Source organism: uncultured Campylobacter sp. (assembly GCF_938045345.1).
Lineage (GTDB): Bacteria > Campylobacterota > Campylobacteria > Campylobacterales > Campylobacteraceae > Campylobacter_B.
Map to the genome: position 1 here is coordinate 99,273 of NZ_CALIMS010000004.1, position 15,086 is coordinate 114,358.

The following is a 15,086-nucleotide window of genomic DNA, read 5'->3' on the forward strand; positions in this document are numbered from 1 at the left end:
CCTTATTCTATCTCGCCGCTAGCTTGAGCCTTACGTGCGGCCTCTATCATCTTAACGAGCCCTGCATGTCCTTCGATCTCCTCACCGCCGAAAGCATGAAGAGGATTCATCTTGCCGGCAGCCATTAAATTTGCCGCTACGTCCATCTTGCCCATATTGGCAAATACCCCTTCGCTTCTTAAAGCGAGCTTGATCTCGTTTAATCTTCCGCTTCCCTCTACGATGTCTAACAGGAATGCCTCTGCATGACCAGGACCGCTTCCTGCGGTTAAGCCCTTTTTCATCGCTAGGGCGCGAAGTGCGGTGATATCGCTTTGAGCGCTTATGCCTTTAGGGCAGCGATCGGCGCACTCTTGGCAGTGCACGCATAGCCATAATCCGTTTAGTACCGTAGGCTTTAGATGAGGCATAGCGTCCCTGCTTCTTGAATCAAACGCGGCGCGGTTAGCATGCGTAAAAACAAAGGGCTGCATATAATCGCTCGCATCGGCTCCAAGCTTATTGCATTCGCTAGCGCAACATCCGCAAAGAATACAATCCCACTGCTTTTTTACGCGTTCCATCTGCTCCGGGCTTTGCTTACAGCCTTTCTCTGCGCTAAATTCTTTCTTAGGCGTGATCGTAGGTTTGATTTTTCTTAAATTCTCGATACTTGGCTCCCAATCCACCACTAGATCCGAAATCACTCGGAAATTATTTAGCGGCGAGATCGTAAAGCTATCGGGGTTTTCATACTCCGCAAGCAGAGCCTCCATCTTGGTATCGCAGGCAAGATATGAGTGTCCGTTTACCCTCACGGCACAAGCTCCGCATATCGCCATACGGCACGCTGCGGTAAAATTTAAAGTGATGTCTAAATTTTGCTTTATAAACTGCAAAACTCCAAGCAGGGTCTTTCCTTTGATCTGCTCTAAACTAAGCTCATAGGCTTGCTTATAATTTTTGCTTCCGTCGAAGCGGTCTATGATAAATTTCATTGAGGTTTCCTTCCGTCAAGAGAGAATTCCGTAACGACGACCTCTTTGTAGCCCAAGCTTAGCTCGCCTGCATCGTTCATCGTCACGATACTGTGCTTTAAGAAATTTTTATCGTCGCGCTTCGGATAATCCTCTCTGGTATGCGCGCCGCGGCTTTCCAGCCTCTTTTGCGCAGCCAAACACGCACAGCGCGCAAGCAGGATCAAATTTCCAAGCTCGACGTAGTCAGTAAATGCGGTATTCATAACCGGATTTGCATCCGCAACGTGCAGCTCGTCGTAGCGCGCTCTGATACTCTCTAAATTTTGCGAAAGCAGATCGAGCTTCTCGCCGGTTCTAAAGATGCCCATATTATCCCAAAGCTGCGCGCCTAGCTCTTCGCGCAACTCATACATCTCGTTTGCCTTGCCCGAGCCGTTTGCGATCTGCTTAAATTTAGCCTGCCATTTTTGCGCCAGCTCGCTCGCTCTTTTACCCGAGCCGAATCCCTCCTGCTTCGCGGCATAATCCGCTGCGCCTAGTCCTGCGAGTTTGCCCGTTACGACTGCGTCGGTCAAAGAATTTCCGCCCAAGCGGTTTGCGCCGTGGATCGAAATACAAGACGCTTCGCCAGCAGTGTAAAGCCCCGAAATTTTAGTGCTCATATCGTCAAATTTTGCGACTTCGATGCCGCCCATCGAGTAGTGTGCCGTCGGACGAATCGGAATCGGCTGTTCGATTAGATCGATACCCTCAAACAAAATGGCGGTGTGTCTGATCTTAGGAAGGGCTTTTAAAATTTTATCTTTTCCGAGATGTCTTACGTCAAGCAGCACGTATGCGCCGAGCCCCTCGCCGTATCCCCTGCCCTCGCGGATCTCGGTTTCGATCGCGCGAGCTACGACATCGCGCGGCGCAAGCTCCATCTTTTCGTGGTAGTTTTTCATAAAGCGCTCGCCTTTGTTATTAAGCAGATACCCGCCCTCGCCGCGCGCCGCTTCGGTGATGAGCGCGCCGCCGCTTTTGATGCCTGTGGGGTGAAACTGCACCATCTCCGGATCGCTAAATCCAAGACCCGCGCGCAGCGCTGCCGCAATACCGTCGCCGGTAGCGATATAAGGCACCGAGGTGCGGTTGTAAAACATCCTCGTATATCCGCCCGTTGCTATTACCAAGGCTTTGCAAAGCACTGGATAAAAATCGCCGGTTTGGATATTTCGAAGTACGACGCCCTCGCATTTGCCCTCAGGCGCGCTGATCTCAAGAAGCTCGTGATCGATTAAAAATTTCACGCCGTTGCTAACCGCATCGTCAAAACAAGCGTGCATCAAGATATGACCCGTCTTATCGGCGGAATAGTTGCATCGTTTTTTAGACGCGCCGCCCATAAAGCGCTGCGCTACGCCGCCCGGGACGCCGCTTTCTTTGCCATCCACGCCGCCGCTGGCGTTTCTGGAAAATAGCGTGCCGATGTAATCCATCTCGGCAATCGTAGGGCCCGCAAGCTCGCAAAATTTAATCGCAGCATCCTGATCTACGAGATATGCGCCGCCCTTTACGGTGTCGTAGGCGTGGAGTTTATACGAATCGCCGCCACTGAAACTAGTAACGCCGTTGATACCGCCTTCCGCCATACAGGTGGCGTTGCGCGAAGGCATCATCTTCGTAGCCACGACTACGCTAAGATTTGGATTACTCTTTCTTACCGCTACGGCTGCACGCAAACCCGCGCCTCCCGAACCGATAACGAGTACATCCACACTAGGAAGGCCGCCTTCGTTGCCGCCGCCTTCGCTTTTACTTTTGTCGGTATCCACGCAGCCGCTAAGGCTAAGCGCGCCGACGCTGATACAGGCCGATTTCAAAAAATCACGTCTATTGAAATTTGATTCGCTCATTTTCCTCTCCATTTGAGAAATTCTTAGCTTAAGTTTAAAGTTCTAAACTAAAAGCGTAATTTTAGTTTCATTTTTAACATAAGTCAAATATTATTTAGTGTATCATTTCATAAGAATTAAATTATCAATTGGAGAGGCTAAATGAATTTGCATCGCATGGAGCTAGTATTAAAAGTAGCAGAATTCCGTAGCTTTACTAAGGCTGCCGAGGCACTTAAAATCCCGCAGCCGTCGCTATCACAGAGCATTTTATCACTGGAACGTGAGCTTGGAACGCAGCTTTTTAACCGCACGAGTAATCCCATTTCGCTTACGCACGCGGGAAAAATTTATGCTAGTAAAGCAAAAGTCATTTTTGACGCCATAAACGACCTAAAAAGCGATATCTCTGAAATAAGCGGCGTAAAAAATGATAAAATTCGCATCGGTTTTTCGCAAAACGGCTATAATCTCCTACCGTCGCTACTGCCGATGTTTTGCAAGAAATTTAAGGATTCGGATCTACAAATCACGCAGTTTTCTTCTGCGCTTAGCATTCGCGAAATGCTACTTCAAGGTGATCTTGATGTCGGTATGCTAATACTACCCATCGATATGAGCGGGCTTGACGGGGTTAAAATTCTAACGCAAAAAACCTATGTCGCTCTAAGCTTCACCCATCCGCTCTCGCTTGAGTTTAAAAACGAATCTGTTCCTAAAATTGACATTTCGCGCTTAAAAGAGGAAAGATTCATCCTGCCTAATCAAAGCCTAAGAAGCGCCGAGCAGATAGATGCATTTTTTGCTGCTGCGGGATTTGCGCCGAAAGTGCTGTGTCGCACGGAGACTTTCGATATCGCCAATGCTATCGTCGCAAGCGGCGTGGGAGCGTGCTTTAGCATACCGCAGATGATAAAAGAAGATAAGGCAAGTAGGATAAAGCTCTTTGATGTAGGCGCGCGCGAGCTCGATAATACGCTGATAATCGCCTACAAAAAAGGCAAACGTCTAAACCATCTAGCGCAGGCATTTATCAAAACTGCACGTAAAATTTCTAATGAAATTTAAAAAATTCATAGCTCGCAACGATAAATGAGAGATTAAGCTTTTGCAGCACTTTGCCTCTGCATTAGCTTTTGCATAAAAAATTTTAGAGCAGATTTTGCTCAAGTTTAGGTAAAATTTCAAACTAAGCTTAAATTAGAATTTTGCCAATAAAATTTTTTATTGCTAAAATTTCACTCACAATTTACGACGAAATTTAGTGCAAAATTCTAATTTTTCATTCCGCTTAAAATATCCAAATCCTTGTTATACACTTTAGTATCTACTTCAAAAATTCCAAGCAGCGTGTGAAAAAGATTATCGTGCGAAAAAGCGTCATCCTTATGTGATTTAAGTACGCTCAGATCGTATCTTTCGCGCATTTTTCCCTCACCTAGCCAAACAATCGCACCGATATGCTTTTGCGCCTCGGGAGCGAAAAGATAGGGCATGCCGTGCAGATAAACGCCGCCCTCGCCGAGGCTCTCGCCGTGATCACTCATATAGATCATCGCCGTTTCGTACGTCTTAGAATATGGTTTTAAAAATTCTACAACCTTGCTTAAAAAATAATCCGTGTATAAAATCGCGTTATCGTAGGCATTTGAAATTTCTTGCTGCGAGCAGTTTTCAAGCTCGTTATCGCGGCAAACGGGGCTAAATTTTTCAAATTCTTTCTTATAGCGCTTAAAATACGCAGGCCCGTGATTGCCCATCTGATGCAGCACGATTAATACATCTTTGCCCGCGTTTTCGGCGACAAATTTATAAAGCCCCGCAAGCATCCCCTCGTCCCTACACTCCACGTCGCAGATCGGATTATTTTGCGGAATTTTAAAATCCTGATATTTTACGCGCAGCGCCACACCTTTGGAATCGGAATTATTATCGCGCCACAAAATCGCCATGTCATCAGCGCGGTTTAGTATGTCTAATACGTTTTGCTCCTCTGCAGCCTTTTCGACGCTAAATTCATCGCGATTTAGCAGCGAAAACATGCATGGCACGCTTTGCGCCGTCGAAGTGCCGCAAGAATGGGTATTGCTTAGGCTTACGACACCCTGCTCTTTGGCTAGTAGCGGATTAGTATCTCGCTCGTAGCCGTTTAGCGAAAATCTATCCGCTCTCGCCGCTTCGCCCACGACTACGACGACGAGCTTTTTTGAGCTTGTAGAATTTTCATCGATATGCGCGTCCGTAGCGATTTGCATCAGAGGCTGCGAGCCTTGCTTTTTGGATTTTGCGACAAATTTAACGCCGCTGTAGATCCAATATCCGGGATTTGCGTAGCTGCGTAAAATTTTATGCTCTCTGAAAAACGACGCGTAGTATTTGCTAAATCCAAAAAGCAGCGCCGCAATGATTATTATGCAAATGCCAGCCGCTTTAAGCTTAGCTAAAATTTCAAATTTAAGCGGACGGTAGCTAACGCGCGAGCGAGCAATCAGCACGCAGGGCAAGACGCCCAGCACCAGCACGTAAATCGCTAGTCTCGGGCTAAAAAGATCCGCTGACTCGGCAAAGTTCGTCTGGGCTGCATTGCGGATCATCTCCGAATCGATTACGACGTTATAGCTATCCATGAAATACGCCGTAAACGACGAAATAAAAAAGCATATCATCAAAATCGGCTTGGTCGTATAGCGCGAGCTAAAAATTGTAAAAAATAGCGTCAAAAGGGCGATCAAAATTACCGCGTCGCAGACAAGATAGATAAAATTTAGCCCCGAGATTCCGTAGGCGTTTATGATATTTTTAAAAAACGAGAAGTTAAAAAACGCCACAAAAGCAAGCGAGCTTAGAAAAATAAGCTTCTGCTGCGACGGATTTTTAAAAATACTAAGCACTCGAATGCTCCTTGAGGTAAAATTTGTGGAGTCGAATTCTACGACTTATCGGTAAATGCTTAGGAATTTTGCGATTTTACTTCGCCAAAATTCCATAGAATTTCTATGGAATTTCAAAATTCTGCGCCAATTCATCCGCAGCTTTATTTTTAAATTTTAATTTGGCGATGAGCTTTTTTATGCCGGCTAATCAACGATCTTTTAAATTCCGCGCTAATTTTACGTACAGCAGCGCCCGAAAGGACGTCGCGCGGAATTTTTAGCAGAACTGCATAGTAAATTTTATTGCGGAATTCCAAGTAGAAATTCCGCAAATTTTATTTTGTCTACTAAGCTGCGCGAATTCAAATTTATGCGCCGATATTTTCTGCCGCTACCATGCCAAAGACCATACAATCGGCCATACTCATCGTACCGAGCCTACTTGCGCCGTGAACGCCACCGGTGATTTCGCCCGCTGCATATAGCCCTGCGATCGGCTCGCCGCTAGCTGCGTCGATAACCTGAGCTTTGGTATTGATCTGCACGCCGCCCATGCAGTAAAGAATTTTCGGGCTTGTTTGGCACGCATAAAATGGAGCTTTTGATACGTCGATACCGCCTACATCGGCTTTTGTCAAAGGCTTGCCAAACTCCGGGTCACTTCCTGCTTTGACATAGCCGTTAAAATCCGCGACGGTTTTTAAAAACGGCTCCAGCGGAATTTTATAAAATTTTGCAAGCTCTTCCAAGGTATTAAATTTTTTAATTGAGCCTGCTTCTACGCCTTTTGACGTATAGACCGGATTATTTGCATCAACTGCGGCTTGATCGCAGATATTTACGGGATAGTTGTCGTTATTTTCGCTCTCCGCCATGCATTTAAAGATCGCTTCGGTTTTGATCTTGCGCCCGGCGTGCTCGTTCATAAAGCGTTTGCCCGTCTTTGGATCGACGGTTAGACCATAGTCGTTAGCGCAGTGATTTGAAAATAGCGCAGAAGTACCAAATCCCTTCTCGCTAGGATTAGTATAAGGATTTAGTTGAATCCAGCTGAGTTGCAAAGGATTCGCACCTAGCTTCATCGCCGCGATAAGCGCACCTGCGGTAGCGCCTGGTTGGCTTACGGTTTCGATATTGTCTTTTAGATACGGCACCTGCTGCGCGCGAAACCATTTATCCGAACTGTATCCGCCCGCAGCCAAAATGACACCATCTTTGGCTTTAAAAAATTTTACTTCACCACTTTTGTTTTCCCTATCGTCGCTAGCAAGCTGCGGATCGAACTTATATTCTTCGCGACACTTTACGCCCACGACGCGACCGCTGTCGTCCACGATGAAATCATCAAATTTAGTACGCTTTTTGATTACGGCATTTGCATTTTCCTCGATCGCCTTATGCATCGGCTGGATGTAGCCCGAGCCGCTGGCATTTTTGGCCTGTACGGCGCGCTTTAGCGAGTGTCCGCTAGCAGATATCACCTTGCCCGAAAACTCCACTCCGATGCTTTTTAGGTATTCAAAAGCGTCGCCTGCGCGGTCGTAGATGACGCCTAGCAAATCTACGTGATTTAAATTTAGCCCGTCTTTTAGGCAATCTGCGATAAAAGCCTCTTTGCTATCCGTGATACCCGCGGCTTTTTGGAATTCGTTATTTGGCACCGCCATATTGCCGGCGTTAATGACGGAATTGCCGCCCGCACGGCCCATCTTTTCGATCATAAGCACTTTTTTGCCGCGCTTAAGAGCCTGAAGTGTCGCCATCGAGCCCGCAAAACCGCTACCGATAACGACAACGTCATATTCTTCGTCAAATTTTACGTCTTTGGCGTTTTGCGTTGCACTAGCACTGCTTGCAGCCAAAGCCAGAGCTCCCGCCGCGCCGATTTTCATAAAATTTCGTCTTGAAATTTCTTGCATTTTTTGCTCCTTGCGTTGAAATTTTATAGATTATACACCCACGTAGCGAAATTTAAAATTTAACGTAAAGACTTAGTGATAGAATTTTAAAAATTTAGAAAAGAAAATTTTAAAAGCGCAAATTTAAAGCGAATAAATTCCGCTCCGCTAGCCGAAATTTAGGCGTAAATTTTAAAATTTACGGCGCACGGATTTGCTCGCCGCCTGCGCGAAATTTTGCCGCCGCTATAAAATTTTAAAGTGCGCGATATTCAAATTTAAAACTCGTGCCGCGGAATTTTAAGCGTTTTAAATTTTAAAATGCTTTGAAATGCTACGGCGCACTTTGCGTCTTTGTCTCGAAAATTTTAAATACACATGTAGTATTTCGGCGCAAAGCACATACCGCTACTTCGCGCCGAAATTTAACAAAGCACGCGTTTACGCCCGCTTCGTGCCGAAATTTCGCAGGTGCTAAATTTAAGCCCCGATTGTTTCGCCTGCGATCATTCCGAAAACCATACAATCAAGGATCGCGTAGGTTCCGAGCCTGCTTGCGCCGTGCACGCCGCCGGTTACCTCGCCTGCAGCCCAGAGCCCCGGGATCGGCTCGTGAGTAAGGCTGGAGATGACCTGGGCTTTGGTGTTGATCTCAAGTCCGCCCATCGTGTGGTGCACCTTCGGCATCGTGCGGCTTGCGTAAAACGGCGGCTTGGAAACGTCGATGCCGTCTAGCTTATCAACCACTTTGCCGAATTCGGGGTCTTTGCCCGCTTTAACGTAAGAGTTATAATCGGCCACGGTCTTTAAAAACGGCTCCAGCGGCAGATTGTAAGCCTTCGCAAGTTCCTCTAGCGTGTCGAATTTTTTCACGACGCCCGCTTCCAGCGGCCTTGAGGTATAGACCGGATTTCGTGCGGCGACGGCTTGAGAGTCGCAGACATTTACCGGATAGTTGTCGTTTTTCTCGCTCTCGCCGATAACCTTAAAGCAAGCGTCCGCCTTGATCTTGCGTCCCGCATGCTCGTCCATAAAGCGCTTGCCGGTCTTTGGATCGACGGTTAGACCGTAGGTGTTGCAGCAGTGGTTGGTGAAATTTACCGCGGCGCCGAAGCCCTTTTCATCGGGCGAGCAATACGGAAGGAACTGAATCCATGACGTTAAAAGGGTAAATGCGCCGATTCTATTTGCCGCAAGCATCGCTCCTGCCGAGCTTCCCGGGTGATTGGTGCTATCGATCGTAGGTACTACACGCGGATCTTGGATCTGGCGGTACCATAGATCGCGCCCGTATCCGCCCGAGGCTAGCAAAACGCCGTCTTTGGCTTTGTAACTCTTTTTCTCGCCGCTTTTATTTTCCAAATCGTCGTTAAAGAGCTTCGGATCAAATTTATACTCCTCGCGCGCTTCTACGCCCACGACGCGGCCGCTGTCGTCTACGATAAAATCGTCAAATTTCGTGCGGGTCTTGATCGTGACGTTGGAATCGTTTTGAAGCTTGTTCATCATCGGTTGGATGTAGCCCGAGCCCGAGCCGTTGGTTGATTGCAAGCTTCTTGCGACGCTGTGGCCGCTTTCAAAGATCAACTTATCGCTAAACTCCGCTCCGCAGCCCACCAAAAGATCCACCGCATCGTTGCTGCGATCAAACATCACGCCCAAAAGATCGGTATGGTTAAGCCCGAGTCCGTCTTTTACGGCATCGGCGATAAAAAGCTCCTTACTGTCTTTGATGCCCTGCGCAACTTGAAATTTATTCATAGGAGCGGCCATATTTCCGCCGTTGATGACGGAATTTCCGCCCGCGCGACCCATTTTTTCAAGCACCAGCACCTTTTTACCGCGTCCGCTAGCTTTAATCGCTGCGGCAAGTCCAGCAAAACCGGTGCCGATGATGACGATGTCGTATTCCTCATCAAATTTAACGTCCTTGGCGTTTTGCGCCGCGCTTGCGCTACTAGCTCCCAGCGCAAGCGCTCCGGCGCCAACCGCGCTAATCTTTAAAAAACTACGTCTTGATACGTCTTGCATTTGCAACTCCTTTAATTAAAAGTGTATATTTAAAAGAAATGATAACTCGAATTTAAAGGTAAGTCAAATAGAATAACGTTATGAATGGATAGTAAAAAGCTATGAAATTTAGGGATTAATATAAAATTTGAAAATTCGGCAAGCGAGATTTAAAATTTTAAAATTTTATCAGGCGCTCGTTTGCAAAATGCTTGTGAACGCAAAAGCGCACTCGGCGCGAAAATCGCAATTAATGCAAAATCCGCGCCGAGCCTTAAAATTGCTACGCCCCTAGCGAGCGACTTTAAATTTAAGCGTTTGTAGATCGTAGTTATTTACCTGCTCGTATTGCATATCCTCAATAGAGATCGCAGGAAGCGCGCACGAGCCAGCCATAATCACGTTTATTGGCGTATAGATGACGCCGCTACTATTCTCTCCGTCTCGTGGATCATAGTAAAAATAGCCGCTTTTTGGGAAGCGAAGCACTCGGTCATACAAATACTCCGTGTGTTCTAGTGCCACGCTATCTTGCATGCCCTCGACTCTAGCCTGCGCAGCTGAGCCTAGGCGTTCATTGACCGCCTCAAAGCAGCTAGGCATCGCCTCATCGATTACGAAATTATAAAGATAATAATTCGCTCGCCAGCTGATCTTAGAGTAAATTTTCTGCCCTACTTTAAGCTTGTTTAGATCGACTATGTTGCCGCGAGCATCTATAAATTCACGATAAATTTCAATCCTCTTGCTATCCATAGAATGAGCGTTTAGGCTCTGTATGCTCAAAGCCTCATGCTTTAAAGGCGCGCTTTCATATCCAAAGCCAAGAGCGGTAAAAAATAGCTCGCCATTGCCGCTCATCGGCGTAAATTCTATCGCGCCGTCTTTAACCGCAAGCTTGGTATCCAGCGGCGAATTGAAATTTTTCGTCTCGCCGTCGTATTTCAAAGCAAAGCTAATATCTTTTTTCGCGTCCTTAAAATACTCATCAAATCCGCGTATGACGCTCGCTCGCTCCTGCGTGTTGTTTATATTTTTTAGATCGCGAATGATCGCATCGACCGTGCGAGCCGTGCTATCGTCTTTGATGCCCGCCTTGCCGAATGCGTAGAGCTTAAAGGCAGCGTCTCTTATGTCGCTAGCAAACGTCAAGCCCGCTCCGTCTTCGGCGTAATCATAATCCATTTGGTTTATTTTTTCACGCATGAAGTTAAACTCGGTCGTCATATTGTGCTTTTTAAGTATCGCAGCCATAGCGATGCGAGCCATCGGCGAGTTGTCATAAAGGCCGTTGTCGTAAATGAAATTTATTTCATCGTCATCCAGCTTGCCGTATTGATCTAGCACGAAATCCGCATATACTCGAAGCGTCGCTTGATCTTCGTAGTCTGATTTTAAGGCGCTAAATATCAGCGATCTTTGCTTATTGCTAAGGAATTTATAGCGCGCGTCAAGCTCTAGTAAAACGTCGCTTGCGTAAATCGAAGCGTAGTAATTAGTAACGCCGTGAGCACTCCAGTAGCCGAAACTGCCGCTAGGTTTGAGGCGAGATAAAATTCTACTTGCATACTCGTTTACGCGGTTGGTTAAGGTTTTATTGGAGTCTTTGCGTGCGACATAATCAACCGCTACCATCTTTGAAGTAAGCTGCTCGGTGCAACCGTAAGGATAGAGATATAGCTCGTCCGCTAGGCTAAAAGCATTAGGCGTAGCGCTGATGTGAGTATAAATTTCTTTATAACTCGGATCGATTTTGAGCGTTACCGGCTTATTGCCATAGCTTACGTGAAATAGCTTCGAGCGCGGGAACTGGCTGATTATGTCAAATTCCACGTCGTTGCTAAATTTTTGCCCGTTTGCGTCAAGATCAAATTTAATGTTCGCATCCGCAATATCAAGTGCGCTCGCGGTGAAGTTCGTATGTTTGACCTCAAGCGGTTTGAGCGTGAAATTTGCCTCACCGCCGCTTATAGCAACCGAAGGAGATGAGCTGATCTTTAAGACCGCCTTTTGTTCTTTATCAGTCGTATTGATGAGCGTAAGCGGCACGGAAATTTCATCGCCGCGTACCATGTAGGTTAGATCTGCCGGTTTTATGATCACGTCGTCTCGAACCTTAGCTTCGACGTTTGCCGAGCCGATCGTAGCCGCCTCTCCGATAGCCATGGCACTTAGTCGAATCGTTGAGTTAAAATTTTTCGGCATCGCAAGCTCAAATTTCGCCTCGCCGTTTGCATCCGCTTTTGCGATCAGCATTTTGATAAATTTTTTCTGCTTTTTGTTTTCGACCGGGCTTAAATTCCGTTTAGCTTTCGCCATCACGCCGTCGCCGCCGAAGCTTAGCTCTTTAGCAGTAGTTTGATACACGCTAAGATCATCGTAAATGTCGAAGTATCGCATCGCAAAATACGCGCTAACGTCAAACGCCTTAAATGCATCAAGCTCCTCTTGTGAGACGATATCTAAAATTCCAAGATCGACTGCGTAGAGTATGACTTTGGAATTTGGCTCGCTTTTTACGCTGATCTGCGCGTTTTGCCCGTTTTTGTAGCTTTTCTCGGCTAGGATTTGCACATTAGCCTTGTGCGAGCTCGCATCTAGCGCCACCGGCACGTTTGCATAGGCTCTAAGCGGCATCGCAGCGGGTGTCGCGGCGCGCGCGATTACAGCGTTGATGTGTCCGCCGACGAAATTCTCCGGCACACTAAGCTCAAATTCCGCGCTACCGCCTTTTATGGATAGAATTTTATAGTCGTAAACCTGCTCGCCTACGAGCGAGATATTTAGCACGCCGCTTTCTACCGGAGAATTGATGACGCCTTTAATTTTATCTCCGGCTTTAACCTTGTCGCTTGCGAGTTTGATTTTAGCGCTTTGCACGTCTTTAGCGTTTACCCGTCCATAATATCCCCAGCCGCTTACGTCCACGCGCACGCCAGCACTCGCGCCGCTTGAGTAATCGTTTGCGGCGATTAGATAATTGCCGCCGTTTTGGAATTTGTACTCAAACTCGCGCGCATCGGTGCTAACGGCGCTTACGAGATTAAAGCTTTCTTGCTCGACGTATCTGTTGCCGTCATAAACGTAAGTAAAATCGTCTCGGTAAATTTCAACGTCGATCTTGCCTTTGACGTCGGTTTTAGTTTTGGAATCTAGTAGCGCAAAGCCGAATTTTACGCTATCTCCGCTTGAAATAAAATCCTTGTTCGCGCGAATTCCTACGATACGATCATAAGGCAGATAGCTTAGGTTGCGATATGCACTTACGTTTTTACCCTCCTCGGTTACGCTGAAATTTAGTAGAATATTTATGGCGTTAGAGACATTAAGATCAGCTGCTGCCGGCGAGAGTGCAAGCTCCTTTTTACCGGCGGGGCTTAGCGTAAATTCTGCCCTGCGAAGCTGCGTAGCGCCCTTTTTCTTTAAGCGATCGTTTAGAAACGAAAAGCCCTCGTAGCCTTTAATTTTTAGCTCTTTTTCATAGGCGTTTGCTTCCAGCGAGCCTTTCAAATCTCCAGCCGGCGCGCCTGCAAGATAGTTTGAGCTTAGCTTTAAAGTTATGATTTCATCCGCGCCATATTCGTCTTTAGCAGTGAGAATTTCATTTTTAATGCGGTTTGGGAGGAAATTTTCTACGCTGAAGCTTTTAGAAGCGATGATTTTGTCCTCATAGATGAGATCCAGGCGGTAAGTGCCGCTTTTCTCGCCTATCAGCTCGTCTATTTTAACGCTGCCGAACTCATCGGTGTTTTGCGCGCGCGTGATGACCACAGTGCCGCTAGGATCGTAAATTTTAAATTTAATCGGCGTATTTTTTAAAGAGCTAAAATCGCGATTTTTCATCACGATCGTGCCTAAAAGCCGCTCGTTCGGACTTATCAGCTCGCTTGCAAGATAAACGAACGGACGCTTTGCAGTAATCGTTTTCTCGACGCTTGCTACGGCGTTATTAAACAGCACGAACGCATGCTCATCGCCTTTGCTAATCTCGATAGAGCGCGGATTTTTGGCTAGAATTTCCATATTTTCTAATCGCAAAATTCCATCTCCGTCCGTTTTATCCTCTACGATTAGCTCGTTTTTATCGCTGTAAATTTTAACCTTCGCTCTGCTTAGCTCCTCGCCATTACTAAGCCTAGAAGTATAAATTAGCGCACCGCGCTCAAGCAGCACCACTTGAGCCGTAATGTCGCTAAGATAGGCTACGCGCGAAACCTCTTGCATCTTTTCGCCCACTTTGTAAAACGCCGTGATTTTATAAATTCCATCCTCATAGCCTTTAAAATCCATCGCGATTTTATGCTCTGCGACGGCGTTTTTAGCGCCCCCTATATCAAAGCTCTTAACCGCGATCTCGCTAGCTAACCCACCTACACTATCTTCGTTGCTTTCAAAGTTTAAAAAATACCTAAAATTTTGCTCAGGAACTTTAGCAATCGAAATTTTAACCTCATTTACGTTTGAGCTTTTAAAAGCTAACGAAGCGGATTTTGGGATAAAATTTTTCTCGTCGCTAAAGGCTACGAAAGGCAGCCTGTCGCCCATTTTTACGCTTTGCTTGATCTCGTCACGCAAAATATATGAGCTATCTCCGAAGCCCTTTAGCAGTCTAATCTCGTAGCTTTTATTCGGCATAAACTCGTCGCTTACTATATCTGCATAGTAGTAGCATGAAGGATCGTCGCTTTCGCCGCCCTCTTCATCTTCGTCATAATAATAATATCGCGGCTGAGTGAGGCTAAATTTACTCACGCCTACGATTCTTACGTATTTGGCGGACAGCTCGTCCATATAGTTAGGAAAACACACTCTAGCTGCAAGTGAGCCGTCTTTTAGAGCCGCAGGGCGGATCTGCACGCCACTTAAATTTGAAGCGTTAATGCTATCATTAAAAGGCTCCTCATCCGTGCGCAGCTCCACTGGATTTTGCAGCTTTGCGCCCGCTTTTGAGGTGAGGGATTCTATTTGCAATACGACGTTTTGCGCCTTAGGATCGAAGCTGAATAAAAAATTCCGATCATCGTGCGAGCTAAGCTCATAGGATATATCGTTTTGGGCTAAATTCTGCGCGCGGTAAATTCTAGTCGCTTGCTGTAGAGCATCCTTACTAACCGCATCATTAAATTTAATTGCCACTAACCCCGGACGCAGAAGCGCGATATGCTCGGTGCTAAAAGGCTCTGTCTCGAACTCAAAGCGCACCCCGCGCGCCTCGCACGAATAATTAACCCCGGCGCTAAGCATCGGCTTAGGATAGAGCCTGATTGAGCTCTCGCTCACGCTTTCGTAGGTGCCCGTGATTTTGGGAGTGCATTTTAAGATCTGCTTTTGCGTGACACTAAATCCACTGCCGTCCACCCCGCTAATCTCGTAAGCCCCGCTAGCGTATTTGATCTCTACGCCCGCGGCAAAGCTAGCCAAAGCGCAAAATAGCGCTGCGCTTAGTAGTTTTGTCTTCATAAAATTCCTTTG

Annotated in this window: 7 protein-coding genes; 1 reads left to right on the top strand and 6 read right to left on the bottom strand. The window is 46.7% G+C overall.

All coding sequences use genetic code 11. The features are described 5' to 3' along the window. Positions 1-2 precede the first annotated feature (2 nt). Both sdhB and sdhA read right to left on the bottom strand, forming a co-directional pair. On the bottom strand, positions 3-977 hold the full coding sequence (sdhB, locus tag Q0144_RS00775) for an 8-methylmenaquinol:fumarate reductase iron-sulfur subunit (RefSeq protein ID WP_298060923.1): 975 nt from the start codon (positions 975-977) through the stop codon (positions 3-5). Continuing rightward, positions 974-2,854 carry an 8-methylmenaquinol:fumarate reductase flavoprotein subunit gene (sdhA, locus tag Q0144_RS00780; protein ID WP_298060925.1) on the bottom strand — a complete coding sequence of 627 codons (1,881 nt, stop codon included), beginning with the start codon at positions 2,852-2,854 and terminating at the stop codon, positions 974-976. The genes sdhB and sdhA overlap by 4 nt, the downstream gene beginning before the upstream one ends. Positions 2,855-3,010: 156 nt before the next feature. Here sdhA and Q0144_RS00785 point away from each other — a divergent pair, with 156 nt between their 5' ends. After that, on the top strand, positions 3,011-3,901 hold the full coding sequence (locus Q0144_RS00785) for a LysR family transcriptional regulator (RefSeq protein WP_298060927.1): 891 nt from the start codon (positions 3,011-3,013) through the stop codon (positions 3,899-3,901). 206 nt (positions 3,902-4,107) lie between these two features. Here the strand turns inward: Q0144_RS00785 and Q0144_RS00790 are convergent, their stop codons facing one another. From Q0144_RS00790 to Q0144_RS00805, 4 genes are all read right to left on the bottom strand, one after another. Continuing rightward, entirely contained in the window at positions 4,108-5,724 is a 1,617-nt protein-coding gene (locus Q0144_RS00790) for a phosphoethanolamine--lipid A transferase (RefSeq protein WP_298060929.1), read from the bottom strand. Positions 5,725-6,074: 350 nt separating this feature from the next. Then, the gene (locus Q0144_RS00795; protein WP_298060930.1) at positions 6,075-7,625 is read right to left on the bottom strand and encodes a flavocytochrome c; all 1,551 of its coding nucleotides are present in this window, start codon (positions 7,623-7,625) and stop codon (positions 6,075-6,077) included. A 459-nt stretch (positions 7,626-8,084) separates the two neighbouring features. Beyond that, the gene (locus Q0144_RS00800) at positions 8,085-9,635 is read right to left on the bottom strand and encodes a flavocytochrome c (RefSeq protein WP_298060932.1); all 1,551 of its coding nucleotides are present in this window, start codon (positions 9,633-9,635) and stop codon (positions 8,085-8,087) included. A 270-nt stretch (positions 9,636-9,905) separates the two neighbouring features. Next, positions 9,906-15,074 carry an alpha-2-macroglobulin family protein gene (locus tag Q0144_RS00805; protein WP_298060934.1) on the bottom strand — a complete coding sequence of 1,723 codons (5,169 nt, stop codon included), beginning with the start codon at positions 15,072-15,074 and terminating at the stop codon, positions 9,906-9,908. Positions 15,075-15,086 lie beyond the last annotated feature (12 nt).